The 20319-nt window shown below is 70.3% G+C and carries 23 protein-coding genes; 20 read left to right on the top strand and 3 right to left on the bottom strand.

Translation table 11 applies throughout. The features are described from left to right. The first annotated feature begins 193 nt into the window (after positions 1-193). The 19 genes from ribD (at position 194) to CLV68_RS18705 (ending at position 17087) form a co-directional block, all read left to right on the top strand. Entirely contained in the window at positions 194-1243 is a 1050-nt protein-coding gene (ribD, locus tag CLV68_RS18795; RefSeq protein WP_121392115.1) for a bifunctional diaminohydroxyphosphoribosylaminopyrimidine deaminase/5-amino-6-(5-phosphoribosylamino)uracil reductase RibD, read from the top strand. A gap of 12 nt (positions 1244-1255) precedes the next feature. After that, positions 1256-1873, top strand: a complete 618-nt coding sequence (locus CLV68_RS18790) for a riboflavin synthase (protein WP_121392114.1) — start codon at positions 1256-1258, stop codon at positions 1871-1873. Continuing rightward, the gene (locus CLV68_RS18785) at positions 1870-3153 is read left to right on the top strand and encodes a bifunctional 3,4-dihydroxy-2-butanone-4-phosphate synthase/GTP cyclohydrolase II (protein WP_121392113.1); all 1284 of its coding nucleotides are present in this window, start codon (positions 1870-1872) and stop codon (positions 3151-3153) included. Before CLV68_RS18790 ends, CLV68_RS18785 begins: the two co-directional genes overlap by 4 nt. Continuing rightward, positions 3150-3647, top strand: coding sequence for a 6,7-dimethyl-8-ribityllumazine synthase (ribH, locus tag CLV68_RS18780; protein ID WP_121392112.1), 498 nt, complete (start codon positions 3150-3152; stop codon positions 3645-3647). Before CLV68_RS18785 ends, ribH begins: the two co-directional genes overlap by 4 nt. A gap of 26 nt (positions 3648-3673) precedes the next feature. Beyond that, entirely contained in the window at positions 3674-4093 is a 420-nt protein-coding gene (locus tag CLV68_RS18775; protein ID WP_246009964.1) for a PH domain-containing protein, read from the top strand. 58 nt (positions 4094-4151) lie between these two features. After that, positions 4152-4388, top strand: a complete 237-nt coding sequence (locus CLV68_RS18770; protein ID WP_121392110.1) for an antitoxin — start codon at positions 4152-4154, stop codon at positions 4386-4388. Further along, a complete protein-coding gene (locus CLV68_RS18765) occupies positions 4375-4722 on the top strand; it encodes a type II toxin-antitoxin system PemK/MazF family toxin (RefSeq protein ID WP_121392109.1) in 348 nt (115 codons plus the stop codon). Before CLV68_RS18770 ends, CLV68_RS18765 begins: the two co-directional genes overlap by 14 nt. Before the next feature lie 169 nt (positions 4723-4891). After that, complete coding sequence (locus CLV68_RS18760; protein WP_246009963.1) at positions 4892-5428, top strand: Rieske (2Fe-2S) protein; 537 nt, start codon at positions 4892-4894, stop codon at positions 5426-5428. Between the two features lie 148 nt (positions 5429-5576). Next, entirely contained in the window at positions 5577-6596 is a 1020-nt protein-coding gene (locus CLV68_RS18755; protein ID WP_246009962.1) for a GDSL-type esterase/lipase family protein, read from the top strand. A 108-nt stretch (positions 6597-6704) separates the two neighbouring features. Continuing rightward, entirely contained in the window at positions 6705-8657 is a 1953-nt protein-coding gene (uvrC, locus tag CLV68_RS18750; RefSeq protein WP_121392108.1) for an excinuclease ABC subunit UvrC, read from the top strand. Then, complete coding sequence (rapZ, locus tag CLV68_RS18745; protein ID WP_092780365.1) at positions 8654-9538, top strand: RNase adapter RapZ; 885 nt, start codon at positions 8654-8656, stop codon at positions 9536-9538. The genes uvrC and rapZ overlap by 4 nt, the downstream gene beginning before the upstream one ends. Before the next feature lie 179 nt (positions 9539-9717). After that, complete coding sequence (locus tag CLV68_RS18740) at positions 9718-10665, top strand: gluconeogenesis factor YvcK family protein (RefSeq protein WP_121392398.1); 948 nt, start codon at positions 9718-9720, stop codon at positions 10663-10665. 64 nt (positions 10666-10729) lie between these two features. Continuing rightward, a complete protein-coding gene (gene whiA / locus CLV68_RS18735) occupies positions 10730-11716 on the top strand; it encodes a DNA-binding protein WhiA (protein ID WP_092780362.1) in 987 nt (328 codons plus the stop codon). Positions 11717-12123: 407 nt separating this feature from the next. Continuing rightward, positions 12124-13128, top strand: a complete 1005-nt coding sequence (gene gap / locus CLV68_RS18730) for a type I glyceraldehyde-3-phosphate dehydrogenase (RefSeq protein ID WP_121392107.1) — start codon at positions 12124-12126, stop codon at positions 13126-13128. A 12-nt stretch (positions 13129-13140) separates the two neighbouring features. Continuing rightward, the gene (locus CLV68_RS18725; protein WP_121392106.1) at positions 13141-14340 is read left to right on the top strand and encodes a phosphoglycerate kinase; all 1200 of its coding nucleotides are present in this window, start codon (positions 13141-13143) and stop codon (positions 14338-14340) included. Beyond that, entirely contained in the window at positions 14340-15125 is a 786-nt protein-coding gene (gene tpiA, locus CLV68_RS18720; RefSeq protein WP_121392105.1) for a triose-phosphate isomerase, read from the top strand. The genes CLV68_RS18725 and tpiA overlap by 1 nt, the downstream gene beginning before the upstream one ends. 211 nt (positions 15126-15336) lie before the next feature. Beyond that, positions 15337-15570 carry a preprotein translocase subunit SecG gene (gene secG, locus CLV68_RS18715; protein ID WP_121392104.1) on the top strand — a complete coding sequence of 78 codons (234 nt, stop codon included), beginning with the start codon at positions 15337-15339 and terminating at the stop codon, positions 15568-15570. Positions 15571-15660: 90 nt separating this feature from the next. After that, entirely contained in the window at positions 15661-16002 is a 342-nt protein-coding gene (locus CLV68_RS18710; RefSeq protein WP_092780347.1) for an RNA polymerase-binding protein RbpA, read from the top strand. A 233-nt stretch (positions 16003-16235) separates the two neighbouring features. After that, positions 16236-17087 (top strand): hypothetical protein, encoded by an 852-nt coding sequence (locus tag CLV68_RS18705; protein WP_121392397.1) that lies wholly within the window; start codon positions 16236-16238, stop codon positions 17085-17087. On the opposite strand, the gene CLV68_RS35260 is transcribed toward CLV68_RS18705, so the two are convergent. The 3 genes from CLV68_RS35260 to CLV68_RS34035 form a co-directional block, all read right to left on the bottom strand. Further along, a complete protein-coding gene (locus tag CLV68_RS35260; protein ID WP_246009961.1) occupies positions 17079-17396 on the bottom strand; it encodes a hypothetical protein in 318 nt (105 codons plus the stop codon). The two genes, CLV68_RS18705 and CLV68_RS35260, sit on opposite strands and share 9 nt — an antisense overlap. Before the next feature lie 189 nt (positions 17397-17585). Continuing rightward, complete coding sequence (locus CLV68_RS35255; RefSeq protein WP_246009960.1) at positions 17586-18293, bottom strand: JmjC domain-containing protein; 708 nt, start codon at positions 18291-18293, stop codon at positions 17586-17588. 72 nt (positions 18294-18365) lie between these two features. Further along, positions 18366-18515 carry a hypothetical protein gene (locus CLV68_RS34035; RefSeq protein WP_170224438.1) on the bottom strand — a complete coding sequence of 50 codons (150 nt, stop codon included), beginning with the start codon at positions 18513-18515 and terminating at the stop codon, positions 18366-18368. A 776-nt stretch (positions 18516-19291) separates the two neighbouring features. On the opposite strand from CLV68_RS34035, the gene CLV68_RS33425 reads away from it, so the two are divergent. After that, positions 19292-20185, top strand: coding sequence for a transcriptional regulator (locus tag CLV68_RS33425; protein ID WP_147460062.1), 894 nt, complete (start codon positions 19292-19294; stop codon positions 20183-20185). Positions 20186-20319: the final 134 nt, after the last annotated feature.

Below are 20319 nucleotides of genomic sequence, written 5' to 3'. Positions count from 1 at the left end.
GCGGCGAACGCCGAGCCCCCGCCCGGCCGACGGCAGACCCCACCCACCCGGGGGGCCACCCACTTCCAGCGTACCGGTTTTCGGTGGCTGTCAAGGGGTTCCGCGTTGCCCTGTGGATGAATCCGACCGTTGGGGACAACTCGGGGCGTGGGGTCCACAGTGGAGTCAGGGGTGGGTGCGGCCCGGTGTGGGGATGTCGTGCCGGGCTGGGAGACTGTCCTGCGTGGAGGACAGGCTGGCCGCGGCGATGCGGTTCGCGGTGGGGCTCGCTGAGGGCGCGCGGGGGGTGACCAGTCCGAACCCGCCGGTGGGGTGTGTGGTGCTCGACGCGGCGGGGGAGCGGGTTGGGGAGGGGGCGACGAGGCCGCCGGGTGGGCCGCACGCGGAGGTGGTGGCGCTAGCCGAGGCAGGCGCGCGTGCCAGGGGCGGTACCGCGGTCGTCACCCTGGAGCCCTGTGCGCACTACGGCCGCACGCCTCCCTGCACCGATGCCCTCATCGCCGCGGGCATCGCGAGAGTCGTCTACGCCGTCGCCGACCCGAACCCCGTCGCGTCCGGAGGTGCCAGGACGCTCGAGGGCGCGGGCGTCAGCACCCGGGGCGGCCTGCTCGCCGACGAGGTCGCCAAGGGGCCGCTGCGGGCCTGGCTGCACGCCGTCCGGCACGGTCGGCCGCACGTGACCTGGAAGTACGCCGCGACCCTCGACGGCAGGGTCGCCGCGGTCGACGGGACCAGCCGGTGGATCAGTTCCGCGGTGTCCAGGGCCGAGGTCCACGAGCTGCGCGGCCGCGTCGACGCCATCGTCGTGGGCACCGGAACGATCAAGGTGGACGATCCCGCGCTGACCGCCCGCGGCAGTGGTGGAACACCTGGGGCCCGGCAGCCGTTGCGGGTTGTCGTGGGACACACAGACCTGCCCGACACCGCCAGGGTCCTCGACGACTCCGCCGAGACGCTGCTGGCGCGCACCCACGACCCGGCCGAGGTGCTGGCCGCGCTGCACGCCCGCGGCGTCGTCGACGTGCTCCTCGAGGGCGGACCCACGCTGGCCGGGGCCTTCACCGGGGCCGGTCTGGTCGACCGGGTGCTGCTCTACCTGGCCCCCGCCCTGCTCGGCGCCGGGCCTGTGGCGTTGGGCGCATCGGGCGTGTCGACCATCACCGAGGCGCACCGGCTGGCCGTCGAAGAGGTCACCATGAGCGGACCGGACGTGCGGGTCTCCGCCGTCCCGGTCCGGGACTGAGGAGGAACACCGGTGTTCACCGGGATCGTCGAGGAACGCGGCGAGGTCGTCGCGGTCGAGCAGTTGGCCGACGCCGCGCGGGTCACCATCGCCGGGCCGCTGGTCACCAGCGACGCCAAGCAGGGGGACTCGATCTCCGTCAACGGCGTCTGCCTGACCGTCGTCGAGCACGGCGGCGGGTCGTTCACCGCGGACGTCATGCGTGAGACGCTGGTGCGCAGCGGTCTCGCCGGGATCGCCGCCGGGGACGCGGTCAACCTGGAGCGCGCCGCCGCGGTCGGGCAGCGCTTCGGCGGCCACATCGTGCAGGGCCACGTCGACGGCACCGGCGAACTGGTGTCGCGCTCACCCTCCGAGCACTGGGACGTGGTGCGGTTCGGCCTCCCCGCGAACCTGGCCAGGTACGTGGTGGAGAAGGGCTCGATCACCGTCGACGGCGTCTCGCTGACCGTGGTCGAGGTGGGGCCGGACTGGTTCACCGTGAGCCTGATCCCGGAGACGCTGCGCGCCACCACCCTCGGGCTGCGCGAGCCGGGGGACCGGGTGAACCTCGAGGTGGACGTCATCGCCAAGTACGTGGAGAAGCTGGCCGGGCCACACCTGGCCGCCGAGGAGGGGGACCGCAGGTGAGCGACTTCGCCGCCATCGAACGCGCCATCGCCGACATCGCCGACGGCAAGGCCGTCGTGGTGGTCGACGACGAGGACAGGGAGAACGAGGGCGACCTCATCTTCGCGGCCGAGAAGTGCACCCCGGAGTTGCTGGCCTTCATGGTCCGCTACACCTCCGGCTACATCTGCGTGCCGCTCACCGAGGCCGACTGCGCCCGGCTCGACCTGCCACCGATGTTCCACACCAACCAGGACGTCCGCGGCACGGCGTACACCGTGACCGTCGACGCCGCCGACGGTGTGTCCACCGGCATCTCCGCCGCCGACCGCGCGCACACGATCCGGCTGCTCGCCGACGAGGCGTCCACGCCCAAGGACTTCAACCGGCCCGGCCACGTGGTGCCGCTGCGCGCCAAGGAGGGCGGGGTGCTGCGCCGCCCCGGCCACACCGAGGCCGCCATCGACCTGGCCAGGATGGCCGGGCTGCGACCGGCTGGCGTGCTCTGCGAGATCGTGTCGCAGAAGGACGAGGGCGAGATGGCCCGCTACGACGAGCTGCGGGTCTTCGCCGACGAGCACGACCTGGCGATCATCACCATCGCCGACCTGATCGCCTACCGCCGCCGCACCGAGAAGCAGGTCGACCGGGTCGCCGAGGCCCGCATCCCGACCGCGCACGGCGCCTTCCGCGCCGTCGGCTACGACAGCCGCCTCGACGGCATCGAGCACGTCGCCCTCGTCTACGGCGACATCGGCGACGGCGAGAGCGTGCTGGTCCGGGTCCACTCGGAATGCCTCACCGGCGACGTGTTCGGCTCGCTGCGCTGCGACTGCGGCCCGCAGCTCGACGCCGCGCTGGAGGCCGTCGCCGCCGAGGGCCGCGGCGTGGTGCTCTACATGCGCGGCCACGAGGGGCGCGGCATCGGCCTGATGCACAAGCTGCAGGCGTACCAGCTCCAGGACGACGGCGCGGACACAGTGGACGCGAACCTCGCCCTCGGCGTCCCCGCCGACGCCCGCGACTACGGCACCGGCGCGCAGATCCTGGTCGACCTCGGGGTCAAGTCGATGCGGCTGCTCACCAACAACCCGGCCAAGCGGGTCGGCCTGGAGGGCTACGGCCTCGCCGTGGTCGACCGGGTGCCGCTGTCGGTGTGGCCGAACCCGGAGAACCTGCGCTACCTGCGCACCAAGCGCGACCGCATGGGCCACGAGCTGGGCAACCTGGAGCAGTACGAGATCGGCGCGGCGGGCGCGTCCGCGGCTGGTACCGGCGTCGGCGTCGGGGACGACGCGTGAGCGGCGAGGGCAGGCCGGAGCACGGCGTCCCCGACTGCACCGGCATCCGGCTCGGCATCGCGGTCACCCGCTGGCACGGTGAGATCACCGAGCAGTTGCTGGTCCGCGCGCTCGCCGCCGCCGAGGAGGCGGGCATCGAGGAGCCGACCGTGGTCCGCGTGCCGGGCGCGGTGGAGCTGCCGGTGGTGTGCCAGGAACTGGCCCGCCACCACGACGCGGTCGTCGCCCTCGGCGCGGTCGTGCGTGGCGGCACCCCGCACTTCGAGTACGTGTGCGACGCGGTGACCTACGGCCTGACCAGGGTGTCGCTGGACGAGTCCACGCCGGTCGGCAACGGGGTGCTCACGGTGAACACCGAGGAACAGGCCCTGGACCGAGCCGGGCTGCCCGGGTCGGCCGAGGACAAGGGCTACGAGGCGTGCGCGGCGGCCCTGGAGACGGCCCTCGTCGTCCGCGGCCTGCGCCAGCCGTGGACCGAGCGGGGCTTCGAGTGACCGCCCGCCCGCGCAAGGTCTGGTTCGTGACCGTGCCCATCGCGGTGGTCTTCATCGCGGTGTTCGCGATCGTGGCCGCCCTGCTGCGCGACAGCGGTACGGGGGTGTACTTCCAGGTGTCCGACCAGGTCGCGATGGTCGGCATCGGCGTACTGCTCGCCGCGGGCGTGCTGTGGCTGACGTGGCCGAAGGTGACCGCGGACGCGGACGGCATCACCGTGCGCAACCTCCTGGGCCGCACCCGCTACCCCTGGTCAGCCATCGTCTCCATCAGCTTCCCGGACGGCGCCGCCTGGGCCCGCCTCGAACTCCCCGACGACGAATATGTCCCCGTCATGGCGATCCAGTCACTCGACGGCGCCCGAGCCGTGACGGCGATCCGCGCACTACGCGGCCTGCACCGCGCGGCAGTGGGATCACCGGACGCCGCCGGGACCACGGGCTAGACCTGGAGGTAGGCGCGCTGGTGGCCAACCTGGTAGCAACCGGAGTAGTATCGGCGGTGTGAAGTTGAGTGTGAGTTTGCCGGAGGTCGACGTTCAGTTCATTGATGAGTACCTGGCGCGGTTCGATGCGGCGACCAGGTCTTCGGTGATCCAGCTCGCCATCGGGTTGTTGCGGGAGTCGTCGATGCGTGAGGAGTACGCCCAGGCGTTCGCCGAGTGGGATGGGTCCGACGATGCCGGGTTGTGGGAGTCGGCGGTCGCTGATGGGTCCTTGGTCGTCGATGCGGCGCGGTGATATCCACCTGGTCGATCTGGACCCCAGCCGGGGGTCGGAGGCGAACAAGGTCCGGCCCGCGGTGATCGTCAGCAATGACGCGGCCAACCAGGCGGCCCAGCGTGCCGGGCGCGGGGTGGTGACGGTCGTTCCGATCACGTCCAACACCGTGCGGGTGTTCCCCTTTCAGGTGCTGCTGCCCGCGGGTGACTGCGGCCTGGTCGCGGACTCGAAAGCCCAGGCCGAACAGGTCCGCTCGGTCGCCACCGCCCGGATCGGCCGCCGCCTCGGGCGGGTTCCGGCCCGGCTGTTGCCGTCGCTCGACGACGCCCTGCGCGTGCACCTCGGCCTCTGACCGCCCCGGATCGCCTGGTCCGGGCCTGTGCGGGTGGCCGCGCTGGTGGTCCACCCGGGTGGGTGGTTCCTGTGCGCGGACTGTGAAAACCCCTGATCGGTGAACCCGCCACCGCGCGGGGGCGTTGGCCTCGGTGTACCACTGGACTGATTTCCCGAGGAGGCCCAGCGTGACTGTCGTCGAACCCACCACCACCGATTCCCGCAGCCCGGCCCAGCCCGTCGAGCGCAACCGCAGGCAGGTGCTGTGCGGGCTGATGGTGGCCCTGGTGGCGCCCGGTGTGCTCGCCGCGTGCGGCACCAGCGATACCCCGGGCGGGACCACCACCCCCGCCCCGGGTACGACTGGCGGTAGCACCCCCACCGGCAGCGGCGCGACGACCGGCGGCGGTGCGACCACCGGCGGCGGGTCGACCGGGGCGCTGAGCACCGTGGCGGCCATCCCCGACGGCGGTGGTGTGCTGGTGAACAGCCCCTCCGGCGGGAAGATCCTGCTCGTCCGCTCCGGCAGCACGGTCGCCGGCTTCGACCCGTCGTGCCCGCACCAGGGCGCGACCGTCGACCCGCCCAAGGACGGCGTGATCACCTGTCCCCGGCACTTCAGCACCTTCAACGCGACCACCGGCGCGCGCGTCAGCGGCCAGGCGCAGACCGGCCTCAAGACCGTCGCGGTGAAGGTCGACGGCGACAGCGTCGTGCTGGCCTGATACCCCGGCTCACCCCTACCGTCGCTCCACAGTGGACGGTAGGGGTAAGCCGGACGGCCCCCGGACCCAGGTCCGTTCGGGTTATGGATTCACCGGATCCGGCGTGGTTGGGTCAGAGCTGACCATCACCTGCTCCGGGGAGGCCCCCATGCCGTCCATCCGTGTACTGGGCCTCGTCGCGGGGGTGCTGGCCGCGGGCCTGTTAGCCGCGCCGCAGGCCGCCGCCGACGAGCGACCCACCGCCGTCGTCTCCCTCGGTGACAGCGCGATCTCCGGGGAGGGCGCGGGCGACTACGAGCCGGGCACCCGCGGCGAGAACGGCAACTGGTGCCACCGCTCGGCCAACGCGCTGATCCACAAGACCCAGGTCGCCCAGCGCACCGTCAACCTGGCCTGCTCCGGCGCCGACGCGGCCAACGTGTCACTGGCCGACACCACGCACTACACCGAGGGCTCCCAGGCCCGCCGCCTGATCGACGTCGCCAAGGCCAACCGGGTCGTCGCCGTCGTGCTCCAGGTCGGCGCGAACGACGAACCGGCCTTCGCCGACACCCTCGTCGGCTGCATCAAGAAGTGGTTCAACCCCTTCGGCTCCGGCTGCGCCAAGGACCTGCGCGTCCAGTGGCCCGCCCGCCTCGCCGCGATGGCACCGAAGGTCGAGCGCGCCGTCGCCGACGTGAAAACCGCCATGCGCCAAGCCGGTTACGCCGACGGCAGCTACAAGTTCGTCATCACCTCTTACGCGTCCCCGGTGACCGAGAAGATGGACGCGATCAACCACGGCCCCCAGGGCTGCCCACTACGCCTCGCCGACGCCGCCTACGGCCGCACCGAGGCCGTCCCGCAGTTCGCTGACACGTACCGGGGTATCGCTGCCCGCAACGGTCTGTCCTACCTGGACATCTCCCGCGCCACCGAGGGCCACGAAGCGTGCAGTGGCGGCGAGAACTCCGCCACCGAGTGGCAGAACCGGGTCCTGGTCGACCCCTACGCCTGGGTCTTCGGCGGCCTCGACTCCGTCGGCATCCACATGGCCCAGCAGTCCTTCCACCCCAACGCCCGCGGCCACGCCCAACTGGGCCGCTGCCTCACCGAGTACCTCGCCACCACCACCCCCGCTGCCCGCTGCCTGACCGGCGCCGACGGCAACCTCCACGCCGTGGCCTGACCCCGCGTGCCCACGGCCCCGGGTCCACGTGGCCCCGGGGCCGCCCGCGTGATCGCCGGGGACGGGTGCGGTGGGTGAGTGTCGGTGGGCGGTCGTAGGGTTGGTGGTGTGCCTGATCCCTCCACCTACCGACCTTCGGCCGGGACCATTCCGGAAGCCCCAGGGGTCTACAAGTTCCGGGATCCCGGCGGCCGGGTCATCTACGTCGGCAAGGCGAAGAGCCTGCGGAGTCGGCTGAACTCCTACTTCGCCGACATCTCCTCGCTGCACCCCAGGACGCGGCAGATGGTGACGACCGCGGGGGGCGTCGAGTGGACCGTGGTGTCCACCGAGGTCGAGGCGCTGCAGCTGGAGTACAACTGGATCAAGGAGTTCGACCCGCGGTTCAACGTCCGCTACCGCGACGACAAGTCCTACCCCGTCCTCGCCGTCACCCTCAACGAGGACTACCCCCGCCTGCACGTCTACCGCGGTCCGCGCAAGAAGGGCGTCCGCTACTTCGGCCCCTACGCCCACGCCTGGGCCATCCGCGAGACCCTGGACCTGCTGCTGCGCGTCTTCCCGGCCCGCACCTGCTCCAAGGGCGTGTTCAAGCGGCACGGCCAGATCGGGCGGCCCTGCCTGCTCGGCTACATCGGCAAGTGCTCGGCGCCCTGCGTCGGGCGGGTCGACGAGGCCGAGCACCGGGGCATCGTCGAGGACTTCTGCGACTTCCTCTCCGGCAAGACCGACGCCATGGTCCGGCGGCTGGAGAAGGAGATGGGCGCCGCCTCCGCCGAGCTGGAGTTCGAGCGGGCCGCCCGGCTGCGCGACGACGTCGGGGCGCTCAAGCGGGCGCTGGAGAAGCAGGCCGTCGTGTTCGGCGACGGGACCGACGCCGATGTGGTCGCCTTCGCCTTCGACGAGCTCGAGGCCGCCGTCCAGGTGTTCCACGTGCGCGGCGGCCGGGTCCGCGGCCAGCGCGGCTGGGTGATCGACCGGCTCGACGACGCCGACGAGTCGCCGGTGGGCGCGCTGGTCGACCGGTTCCTCAGCCAGTTCTACGGCGACCAGGTCGAGCTGGCCGAGGAGGGCAGCCCGGTCCCGAAGGAGATCCTGGTCCCCGAACTGCCCGGCGACGCCGACGCGGTCGCCGACTGGCTCAGCGGCCTGCGCGGGTCCAGGACGGCGTTGCGGGTGCCGCAGCGCGGCGACAAGCGGGCGCTGATGGAGACCGTCGAGCGCAACGCGAAAGAGGCGTTCACCCAGCACAAGCTGCGCCGCGCGGGCGACCTGACCGCCCGCTCGGCCGCGCTGCAGGAGTTGCAGGACAACCTCGGGCTCGACACCGCGCCGCTGCGCATCGAGTGCGTCGACATCTCCCACATCCAGGGCAGCGACGTGGTGGCCTCGCTGGTGGTGTTCGAGGACGGCCTGGCCCGCAAGTCCGAGTACCGCCGGTTCGCGCTGCGCGAGGCCGCCACCGAGGGCGACGTCGCCTCGATCGCCGAGGTGGTGCGCCGCCGGTTCGCCAAGTACCGCGGCGAGACCGGCGGGCAGGACCCCACCCCGGGCGTCGACCCCGAGACCGGCAAGCCCAAGCGCTTCGCCTACCCGCCCAACCTGCTGGTCGTCGACGGCGCCGGACCGCAGGCCAACGCCGCCGCCGACGTGCTCGCCGACCTCGGCGTCACCGATGTCGCGGTGATCGGGCTGGCCAAGCGGCTGGAGGAGGTCTGGCTGCCCGGCGACCCCGACCCGGCGATCCTGCCGCGCACCAGCGAGGCGCTCTACCTGCTGCAACGCGTGCGCGACGAGGCGCACCGCTTCGCCATCGCCTACCACCGGCAGAAGCGGTCCACGAAGCTCACCGCCTCCGCCCTCGACGAGATCCCCGGACTCGGCCAGGGCCGCAAGGCGGTGCTGATCAAGCACTTCGGCTCGCTGAAACGACTGCGAGCGGCCAGCATCGACGAGATCAGCGGGGTACCCGGCATCGGGGTGGCCACCGCGAGGGCAGTGCACAGCGCGCTGGCGGGGGAGCCCGCCGCGCACCCGAGAGCAGGGGAACAACAGCAGTGAGCACCGATACGGGTGGCCCCGGCATCGAGGTCGCCGTCGTCACCGGACTGTCCGGAGCGGGCCGCAGCACCGCGGCCAAGTGCCTCGAGGACCTCGGCTGGTTCGTGGTGGACAACCTGCCACCCGAGTTGATCTCCACCATGGTCGAGCTCGGCGCGCAGGCGCGGGGGGTGATCACCAAGGTCGCGGTCGTGATGGACGTGCGCAGCCGCGCCTTCACCGAGGACCTCTCCTCGATCATCAAGGACCTCGACGCCAAGGGCTACCGGCCGCGCGTGCTGTTCCTGGAGGCCACCACCGACGTGCTGGTGCGCCGCTTCGAGCACGTCCGCCGCGGCCACCCCATGCAGGGCGAGGGCAGGCTCATCGACGGCATCGGCGCCGAGCGGGAACTGCTGCGCCCGCTGCGCGAGGAGGCCGACCTGGTCCTCGACACCTCGACGCTGTCGGTGCACCAGCTGCGCGCCAAGATCGAGGACGCCTTCGGCTCCGACGCCGCGGCCACCACCCGGGTCACCGTGCTGTCCTTCGGCTACAAGTACGGCCTGCCGATGGACGCCGACCTGGTGATGGACGTCCGCTTCCTGCCCAACCCGTTCTGGATCCCCGAGCTCAAGGACCAGACCGGCCGCGACTCCGACGTGCGCAACTACGTGCTGAGCCAGGAGGGCGCCGACGAGTTCCTCGACCGCTACCACGAACTCCTCCGCCTCATCGGCGCCGGGTACCGCCGCGAGGGCAAGCGCTACCTGACCCTGGCCATCGGCTGCACCGGCGGCAAGCACCGCAGCGTCGCCATCTCCGAGGAACTCGCCAGGCGCCTGGCCGACGAGGACGGCATGGCGGTCAAGGTCGTCCACCGCGACCTGGGGCGCGAGTGACCAACCCCGACCCGACACCCCCAGCCATAACCCCACCGGGCACCACCGCGCCGCAGTCGCGACCGGGCAGCACCGCGCCGTCGAACGGCGCTGTGTCGAACGGTGCTGTGTCGAACGCTGCCGCCGCGCCGTCGAACCGTGCCGCCGCGTCGAGTGGCGATGCGTCACCGGAGCGGCCGTTGCGGGCGGTGGCGCTCGGGGGTGGGCGGGGGTTGCACGTGACGCTCAGTGCGTTGCGGTTGATCACCGATGACGTGACGGCCGTGGTCACCGTTGCCGACGACGGGGGGTCGTCGGGGCGGTTGCGGCGGGAGTTGGGGTTGTTGCCGCCGGGGGACTTGCGGAAGGCGTTGACCGCGTTGGCGGGGGCCGGGGGGCCGTGGCCGGAGGTGTTCGAGCACCGGTTCGGGGGGACCGGGGCGCTGGCGGGGCACGCGGTGGGGAACCTGCTCCTCGCGGGGCTGCTGGAGGTCACGAAGGACCCGGTCCAGGCCCTCGCGGAAGCGGCCGCGCTGATGGGGGTCACCGGGCGGGTGCTGCCGATGTCGACCGGTCCGCTCGACATCGAGGCCGAGGTCACCGGGCTGGAGGAGGACCCGGACACGGTGCGGCGCATCAGGGGGCAGGTCGCGGTGGCCACCACGCCGGGGCGGGTCCGGCGGATCCGGCTGCACAACGCCAACCGCAAGGACGAGGCGCCCGCGGCGTGCCCGGAGGCGGTCGAGGCGGTGCTCGACGCCGACGTGGTGCTGCTCGGGCCGGGCTCGTGGTTCACCAGCGTGCTGCCGCACCTGCTCGTGCCGGAACTGCACGAGGCGCTCGTGCGGACCGCCGCGGCGCGGGTCGTGGTGCTGAACCTCGTCCCCCAACCGGGGGAAACCGCCGGGTTCTCCCCGGAGCGCCACCTCGACGTACTCTGCGAGCACGCGCCCCGGCTCCGGGTCGACGCCGTCATCGCCGACGCCGACTCCGTGCCCACCCCGGACCGGCTCCGACGTGCGGCCTCGGTGCTGGGCGCGGACATGTGGCTGGCGTCGGTGGCCGCCCCCGCGCGGCCGGACCGGCACGACCCGGCGGCGCTGGCGACCAGCCTGCGCCGGGCGATCACCTCGGTGAGGGCGCGCTGAACCCACCCGGCGCTCGTGGTGGGATGTACCGGCGCCCGAACCGGGGCTGGGAAAGGAGGACCCTGTGGCGATGACCGCCGCTGTCAAGGACGAGCTGAGCAGGCTGGCCGTTGCCAAGACCTGTTGCCGCCGCGCCGAGGTGTCCTCGCTGCTGCGCTTCGCGGGCGGCCTGCACATCGTCGCGGGCCGGGTCGTGGTCGAGGCCGAGTTGGACACCGGCGCCACCGCGCGGCGGCTGCGCAAGGAGATCCACGAGCTCTACGGCCACCACGCCGACGTGCACGTGATCACCTCGGGTGGCCTGCGCAAGGGCACGCGGTACGTGGTGCGGGTGGTCAAGGACGGCGACGGCCTCGCCCGCCAGACCGGGCTGCTCGACCCGCGCGGCCGACCGGTGCGCGGACTGCCCGCCCCCGTGGTCTCCGGCGGGGTGTGCGACGCCGAGGCGGCCTGGCGCGGCGCGTTCCTCGCGCACGGCTCGCTCACCGAGCCCGGCCGCTCGTCCGCGCTGGAGATCACCTGCCCCGGCCCCGAGGCCGCGCTGGCCATCGTCGGCGCCGCCCGCCGGATGGGCATCGCCGCCAAGTCCCGCGAGGTCCGCGGCGCCGACCGGGTGGTCGTGCGCGACGGCGACGCCATCGGCGCGCTGCTGACCAGGCTCGGCGCGCACTCCAGCGTGCTCGCCTGGGAGGAACGCCGGATGCGCCGCGAGGTCAGGGCCACCGCCAACCGGCTGGCCAACTTCGACGACGCCAACCTGCGCCGCTCCGCCAGGGCCGCCGTCGCCGCCGCGGCCAGGGTCCAGCGGGCGATGGAGATCCTCGGCCCCGACGCCCCGGAGCACCTGACCGCGGCGGGGGAGTTGCGGCTGCAGAACAAGCAGGCGTCCCTGGAGGAACTCGGCCAGCTCTCCGACCCGCCGATGACCAAGGACGCCGTCGCGGGCCGCATCCGCCGCCTGCTCGCCATGGCCGACAAGCGCGCCAAGGACCTCGGCCTCCCCGACACCGAGTCAGCCGTCACCCCCGACATGCTCGAAGCCGACGCGTAGTCCGTCACCTGGCCGTGTGATCTGGCTCTCGCCGGGTATCTGGTGCTGGATCCCCCTCCTCCTGACTTCCGGGAGCGCGGGTGCCGCTTGGGGGAGGGGCACCCGTGGGGGGAGAAGTGGAGTGGAGTCCGCCCGGCGTGGGGGCTGGCGGACTCCACTCCACTGTTATCCGGGGACTGCACCGGTTCCGATGTGGGCGATTCGGTCACAGCGTTGAGGTGCTTGCCCCTCCGACTACGCGCTCGTCGAACAGTTGTCCCTGGCCGCGCGGTCTGATTCGATAAAGAGAGACCGCTGACCTCGTGACCTGCGCGCGGACTGGTGAACGCTAGGGTTCCTGGGAGGGCGGATGCTTCCGCCGGGCCCGTTCGGCCCGGCCAACCAGTCGCAGAAACGAGGAGACCCAGGTGACGGTTCGCGTAGGTGTCAACGGTTTCGGTCGGATCGGTCGCAACTTCTGGCGAGCCGTGCAGGCGAGCGACCACGACATCGAGATCGTGGCCTTCAACGACCTCGGTGACGTCGCGACCATGGCGCACCTGCTCAAGTACGACAGCATCCTGGGCAGGCTGCCGCAGGACGTGTCGGTGGTGGCCGAGGGCATCAAGGTCGGCGACACCACCATCAAGGCGCTCGCCGAGCGCGACCCGGGCAAGCTGCCCTGGAAGGACCTGGGTGTCGACGTCGTCGTCGAGTCCACCGGGTTCTTCACCAAGGCCGCCGACGCCCGCAAGCACGTCGACGAGGGTGGCGCCAAGAAGGTCATCATCTCCGCGCCTGCCAAGGGCGAGGACCTGACCGTGGTGCTCGGCGCGAACGAGGGCCAGTACGACGGTTCGCAGACGGTGATCTCCAACGCCTCCTGCACCACCAACTGCCTGGCGCCGCTGGCGAAGGTCCTGCACGACGCGTTCACCATCGAGCGCGGCCTGATGACCACGATCCACGCCTACACCCAGGACCAGAACCTGCAGGACGCCCCGCACAGCGACCTGCGCAGGGCCAGGGCGGCCGCGCTCAACATCGTGCCCACCTCGACCGGCGCCGCGAAGGCGATCGGCCTGGTGCTGCCCGACCTCAACGGCAAGCTCGACGGCTACGCGCTGCGCGTCCCGGTGCCGACCGGCTCGGCGACCGACCTGACCGTCACCCTGGGCCGCGACGTGACCCTCGACGAGGTCCAGGCCGCCTACCAGGCCGCCGCCGACGGCCCGCTCAAGGGCATCCTGCGCTACAACACCGACCCGATCGTCTCCGCCGACATCGTCACCGACCCGGCGTCGTGCATCTACGACGCGCCGCTGACCAAGGTCAGCGGGAACCTGGTCAAGGTCGTCGGCTGGTACGACAACGAGTGGGGCTACTCCAACCGCCTCGCCGACCTGACCGCGCTCGTCGCCTCGAAGCTGTAGAGGGGTCCCGGGGTGAAGACTCTCGACGACCTGCTCGCCGAGGGCGTGTCCGGTCGGCGCGTGCTCGTGCGCGCCGACCTCAACGTCCCGCTCGACGGTGACGTGATCACCGACGACGGCCGGATCCGCGCGTCGCTGCCCACCATCACCCGCCTCGCCGAGGCCGGTGCCCGGGTGATCGTCGCCGCGCACCTGGGCCGCCCCAAGGGCGCGCCCGAGGCCAGGTACTCGCTCGCCCCGGTCGCCGAGCGGCTCGGTGAGCTGCTCGGCCGCCCGGTCGCCCTGGCCACCGACGTGGCAGGCGAGTCGGCGGCGGCCACCACCGCGAGCCTCGCCGACGGTGATGTCGCCCTGCTGGAGAACGTGCGGTTCGACCCGCGCGAGACCAGCAAGGACGCCGCGGAGCGGGACGCGCTCGCCGACGAGCTCGCCGCGCTGGCCGACGCGTTCGTCTCCGACGGGTTCGGCGTGGTGCACCGCAAGCAGGCATCGGTCTACGACGTGGCCACCAAGCTCCCGGCCTACGCCGGTGGCCTGGTGCTCGCCGAGGTCGAGGTGCTGCGCAAGCTCACCGGCGACGCGGCCCGCCCGTACGTGGTGGTGCTCGGCGGCTCGAAGGTCTCCGACAAGCTCGCCGTCATCGAGTCGCTGCTGCCCAAGGTGGACGCGATCCTGGTCGGCGGCGGCATGTGCTTCACCTTCCTCGCCGCCGAGGGGCTCGGGGTGGGTGACTCGCTGCTCGAGGCCGAGATGATCGACACCTGCAAGCGGCTGCTCGCCGAGCACCCGGAGAAGATCCTGCTCCCGGCCGACGTGGTGATCGCCGACGCGTTCGCCGCCGACGCCAACACCCACACCGTGCTCGCGGCCAACATCCGCGAGGGCTGGAAGGGCCTCGACATCGGGCCGATCACCGTCGAGCGCTACAGCGAGGTCATCGCGGGCGCGGGCACGGTGTTCTGGAACGGCCCGATGGGCGTGTTCGAGCTCGCCCCGTTCGCCGAGGGCACCAGGGGCGTCGCCGCGGCGATCGTCGCCGCGGACGCCTTCTCGGTGGTCGGCGGCGGCGACTCGGCCGCCGCGGTCCGGCTGCTCGGGCTGCCGGAGGACGGGTTCTCGCACATCTCCACCGGTGGGGGAGCGTCGCTGGAGTTCCTCGAGGGCAAGGACCTGCCCGGCGTCCAGGTCATCGAGACCGGGGTGGGTGGCTGATGGCCAGGCAGGTGCTCGTCGCGGGCAACTGGAAGATGAACCTCAACCACCTCGAGGCCATCTCCCTGGTGCAGAAGATCGCCTTCTCGCTGCCGGAGAAGTACTACGCCAAGGTCGAGGTGGCGGTGCTGCCGCCGTTCACCGACATCCGGTCGATCCAGACCATGGTCGACGGCGACAAGCTGCTCCTGCGCTACGGCGCCCAGGACATCTCGCGCCACGACTCCGGTGCCTACACCGGTGAGGTGTCCGGCCTGATGCTGGCCAAGCTCGGCTGCTCCTACGTCACCGTGGGGCACTCGGAGCGGCGCGAGTACCACGCCGAGACCGACGAACTGGTGAACTCCAAGGTCAAGGCCGCCCTCAAGCACGGTGTCGCGCCGATCCTGTGCCTGGGTGAGCGGCTGGAGGTCCGCGAGTCGGGCGAGCACGTGGCGCACTGCGTCGCGCAGCTCGTCGCCGGTCTCAAGGGGCTCAAGGCCGAGCAGGTCGCCAAGGTCGTCGTGGCCTACGAGCCGGTCTGGGCGATCGGCACCGGCAAGGTCGCCACCGCGGCCGACGCGCAGGAGGTCTGCGGCGCGCTGCGGGCCGCGCTGGCCGAGAAGTACGGCGACGAGGTCGCCGGTACCGTCCGCGTGCTCTACGGCGGGTCGGTGAAATCGGGCAACATCGGCGAGTTGGTGGCCCAGGACGACATCGATGGCGCGTTGGTCGGCGGCGCGAGCCTGCAGGCCGACGAGTTCACGAAACTGTGCGCGATGGCCGCGGGCGGACCGCTGCCGTAACGCTGTTCTCGCAGGTCAGGGCGTCGGGAATGAGTCATCCCGGCGCCCTGTCGCATTTCTGCGTACATGCAGGTGCACGTGCGGACGCCTCGGTCGATGCCGGTCGCGGGGAAACTGGTAACGGGCTGGGCACGCCACGTCGGGGCGGTGGTCGAACACGGGCGGGTCACCGGGTAATCTGAGGTCTCAACCACACGACCGCGAGGACCCGATGATTCTGACGCTGCAGATCGCTCTGATCGCCTCCAGCCTTCTGCTGATCCTGCTGGTGCTGCTGCACCGCGGCCGCGGTGGCGGTCTGTCCTCGCTGTTCGGCGGCGGCATGCAGTCGAGCCTGTCCGGGTCCAGCGTCGTGGAGAAGAACCTGGACCGGGTCACCCTGTTCGTCGGCGCGGTGTGGATCATCTGCGTCGTCGGCCTCGGCCTGCTGGTCAAGATCAGCTGAACCCCGCGCAGGCGGTTCGGCGGTCCATGAAGAGAGCGACGGACGCGGCACAGCCCCGCGTCCGACCACGTGGTGGGGGTGTGAACGTCAATGGCCGGTGGTAACGCGATCCGGGGTACCCGGGTCGGTGCTGGTCCCATGGGTGAGTCCGAGCGCGGGGAGTCCGCGCCTCGGCAGCGGGTGTCCTACTGGTGCGCCAACGGCCACGAGTCGCGGCCGTCCTTCGCGCTGGAGGCCGAGAAGCCGGAATCCTGGGACTGCCCGCGCTGCGGCCTCCCAGCGGGCCTGGACGAGCAGGCGCCACCGAAGGCGCCCCGCAACGAGCCCTACAAGACCCATCTCGCCTACGTCAAGGAGCGCCGCTCCGACGCTGACGGTGAGGCGATCCTGGCGGAGGCGCTGGCGAAGCTGCGCGCGAGGCGCGAGGGCTGAGCTTGACGCCCTCCGGGGCGAGACGGTGTGGTGGGTAGTGCCGATGGCCCCGTGTCCTGGTGGACGCGGGGCTGTTTGCTGTGGTGGGGCTGCTCGAGGGGTGGAGTCAACTTGCGCCTTATGTGCGTGACGTGGGTCACGATCTAGCGCTCGGGTGGTTATACCCGTCGTAACCATGCAGGTGCTGGTAGTGCAAGATGTGGGCGGCGCCAGTCGACTTCGAAGGGTACCCAGTGAGCATCGCTCAACCGATTGGCTTCGAACCCAATCCCGTCTTTGACGTGCGGGTTAACCCGCACGCGGACGTCCTGGATCGAGTCGAGCGGACGCTCGACGTCGTTCTCGACAGAGCTTCCGTCGTTTACGGGATCTACGGCGCAACTGAGGGCTTCCGCACGACGGGGGGTACTTGGGTCCGCGTGGAGCGCCGTGGGCGGCTGCGGATCAACAGTGCGGTGTGGGTCGGTCTCGAGGCCGCCGCGACCATCCGTGGGGTGAAGAAGCCCGAGTGGTTCCAAGGCGCCACTTGGGTCGATCATGATCGGGACGTCGTCTGGCGCGCTGACGAGGTCGAACTGGTCACTTCGCCGATTGTCGCCACCAGCGAGGAAGCGGGGGCGCTGCCGGACTCATGGTGGACGAGCCTGCGGGAATCATTGGACGCGTTGGGAGCGCACACCACCGAACGCGTCGGGATGAGCCAGAAACACCTCACCCACCGTATCACTGAAGTCTTCGGCGATGTCGACACCCATGTCGATGAATGGGCGACCGCGCACACCGACGTCCACTGGGGGAACCTCACCACCGATGGTCACCTGCTCGACTGGGAGGATTGGGGTGCGGGTCCAAGGGGGCTCGACGCGTCGTGCCTGTGGCAGGCTTCTCTGCCGAACAGGGCCGTTGCGGATCGGGTTCGTCGTGAGTTCGCTGACGACATGACGACCCGATCGGGAAAACTCGCGCAACTGCTCCAGTGCGCGAATGCGGTCCGCGTCGCCGCCCGGCGCGGGGAATCGACTCCGCTGTCGGAGGCCGCGCAGGCGGCGGCGGACGATCTGCTGGTCGAGCTTCGTTCAACCTGATCTCGGGTGCGGGGTCAGGCCCTGGTACCCGCTCGCCAACTCCGCGGTGAGTTCGCCGCACAGTCCGGCGTTCAGGAAGACCTCAGCCAGCTTTCCGACCTCCGGTCCTATCGTGTGGTTCGCCTCAGCGAGGTTCACGGGGTTACCTGACAGCAGAAGGCGGATCGCTACTTCGGCGGTCTTGGCCAGTTCCATCTCCTTGCCTGCCGCGCGCACCACGATCCGGTCGTCGGCCACCTGGATGCTCGGCGGGAACTCGGTGACGCACACGATGTCCTCGGCGGGACCGAATGTGCCGAACGTGCGCACGTGACGGTGTGGAGGTCGGTTCGCCAGGCGACGCCAGAGAAACTCTCGCGGCTCGAACTTCGCGAGCATGTCAGGGATGGCCGACGCAAGGGAGGCGGCCTGCTCCGCCTTCGCGACTCCGTCTCCCCACTTAGCCAGATCGGTGCGGAAAAGCGGGTTCTCTCGGGACTGGTCCGCGAGCCAGCTGATTCAGTCGACACCTGTGCGGTTAACGAAACCGAACGTGATGTGGAGGCTGTGTCCCGCGCCCCGGTCGGTTCGGGTGGCCTGGTGCCAGTACCCACGAGGGATGTGCATGACGTCGCCTGGGCTCATGGTGCCCGACCAGACCAGCTCCTCACTCGGCGTGCGGTTGGCCTCGGAGTCGCGATACATCGGGACCTCGCGAGACGCGCCACGCACCTCCCATGACTTGTCGCCGCTGAGCTGCAAGATCAGTACATCGTGGTCGTCCCAGTGGAGATTGAATCCCGCCGCGTCGTGGGTAGTGAGGTAGGTGTTGACCTGTACCAGTTCGTGCGCCCACCACTGCAAGGCTCGGCAAGCCGCCTCCATCGTGGGGTCGAACGTGTCGAACGAGTCGAGCACGATGGTGCAGCCGTCCTTGATCAGCCGCCCGACGCGGTCCATGTTCGCCATCGAGGTGCTTTGCCCGCGGCGGGTCACAGCGTCGGTCAGGAAGGCGTCGGGGTGGAGCTCCTTGCCTGCCTTGAAGAAGCGGAGTTGAGGGATGGCGAGGCTGCGCCGCATCATGGTGTCGAGCAGGTTGGTCGGGGTCAGAAGGCGCAAACACAGGTCCGTGTCCGGGATCGTTCCCCGTGCGAACTCCTTTCCCAGTAGCTGGGCTCCGTTCCAGCCCAGGGCCTTCTCTATCGCTGATACCAGGCGATGGTCCATAGGGTGTCTCCCTGTCGTTGGACGCAGGGGCAGGCCAGCACGACGTTGGGCCAGCCTGCCCCTGCGATAGAACTAGTCGGCCTCGGGCATGTTCAGGCCGTCGCCGCCCGCGTCGCCGTGACCGTCACCGCCGCCGTCCTTGGACGGGTCGCCCTGTGCGGCGTCGAACCGCCCCTGCACTGCGGGCAGGTCGGCAACGCGGATGACCAATTGCTCCTCCATGTTTCTTCACCTCCTCTCGTCATCGTTGACTAGGCTTGTGGCGAAATAGTGGGAGGTCTACCGCTTTTCGGGTGGTCGCGCCGTGACCATACGTGTGACACAGTCGAACGCGTCAGACAGCACGCAGAACCCCGGCAAAGCGAGAATCGGTTGCTTCTAAGTTGGCAGGATGGAAGCTCTCGATCGCCGTCACCACCTTTTCGAATTTGCCGCTAAGGTGCCATATGGGCGAGCTGACATCAAATGGGTCTTTGCGGTTCAAGCGATTGCGCACGCGAGATGCAACCGGCACCAACTGACCGGGTTCGCGCGGTAGGGGACTCCGCGCGAACCCGGCTTGAGCGCGATCGGCAATACCCGGCGCTTGCCGGGATCAAGCCGTCCCGCCACCCGCATGCAGCCAGGGGATGCTGCCGCGGGGCGGTCCGAGCGAGACCTAGTTGTGTGCAGGTCATCTAGGTCAAGCCCTGCTCGTGGATGCCCGACGACTAGCAGACTCGACCTTGCTAGCCGCCGGGCGGGCTCGAAGTTGCGTCTTGCCAGGTGCCCCATCCGGCCGAACAATCAGAAGCCACTAGGAGGCAAGCGATGGGCCATTTGGACGATCCCGGATTGGATGCCCTACCGACCGAAGGTGTCAGCGCGGCAGTCGCGCTGAGACGGAAGGCGCTCAACTGGGCACAGCGCAAGCTGGCGGCAGTGTCAGCCGTCTCACTCAGCCTCTTGAAGAAGGTGAGACTGGAGCGGCGCCACCGTCGCCCGCGTTCATTGCCGCCGTGTCCCGCGCTCTCGGTACGGGTGCTGCCGAGTTGATGAGTCTTCCTTTGCGCCCTGACGGCAAAACGGGATACCAGTCTCACAGCGGGATCGGCCCGCTTCGACGTGAATTGTCGGCCTACAAGCAGGACGCGGGCAATATCCACGAGCTTGACTCGTTCGCAGACTTGGCGGCCCGGGTCTCGCACGTTTCTGAGCTACGACACGCCGTTGCATTCGACCAATTGGGTTCCCGCCTACCCAGTCTTCTCTATGCGCTGCGCCTAAGATGGCAGCGCAGCGCAGGCGCCGAGCGCGAGCGGGTATTCAGCTTGTTGGCTGAGGCTTACTACGCCTCGTCTCAGTATGCCTATAAACTCGGGTACGTTGATCTGTCGTCTCTCGCGGTCGATCGGTACGAGTGGGCAGCTGCGCAGTCCGGCGACCAGTTGGCTGTTCTTGTTGGGGACTACCAGCGAGCAGGTGGACTGATCGGCACGGCCGACTGGGACACCGCCCTCGTGCTGCTGGACAAGAGCCGCGCAAGCCTTGAGGCGCAGGTAGGAGGCTCCGATCCGGCAACCCTCGCCATGTGGGGGAATCTTCACCTCAAGTCCGGGTTGGCTGCCGCACGTGCTGGCAACCAGGAGTTGGCAGATGCACACCTGACGGAGGCGCGCGAGACGACGCAGCGCATCGGCACTGATCGAGACGATTACCGCCTGTGCTTTGGTCCAACCAACGTGGACATCTGGAGCGTGGGACTCGCCGTGGAGTTGTGCAACGGCGCTGAGGCAGTGCGGCGATCAGCCAACATCCGAATTCCCGAAGGACTCCCCGAGAGCGCGCTGGGCACTACTTCATCGACCTCGCCCGCGGCTACCTCTACAACGGCGATCGCAACAAGTCGCTGACGGCCCTTGATCGCGCTAGAAGGATCGCACCGGAACAGACGCGACATCATGCGATGGTTCACGAGACGGTGCGCACCCTGCTTGGCCAGCAGATGCGCAGCATCGACACAGTGGCTGGGTTTGCGGCTTGGGCT

Origin of the sequence: Actinokineospora cianjurensis, from assembly GCF_003663795.1 — a bacterium.
Taxonomy (GTDB): domain Bacteria; phylum Actinomycetota; class Actinomycetes; order Mycobacteriales; family Pseudonocardiaceae; genus Actinokineospora; species Actinokineospora terrae.
Note: the sequence above shows the minus strand (reverse complement) of the source record. Positions and strands in the feature narration are given on the sequence as shown.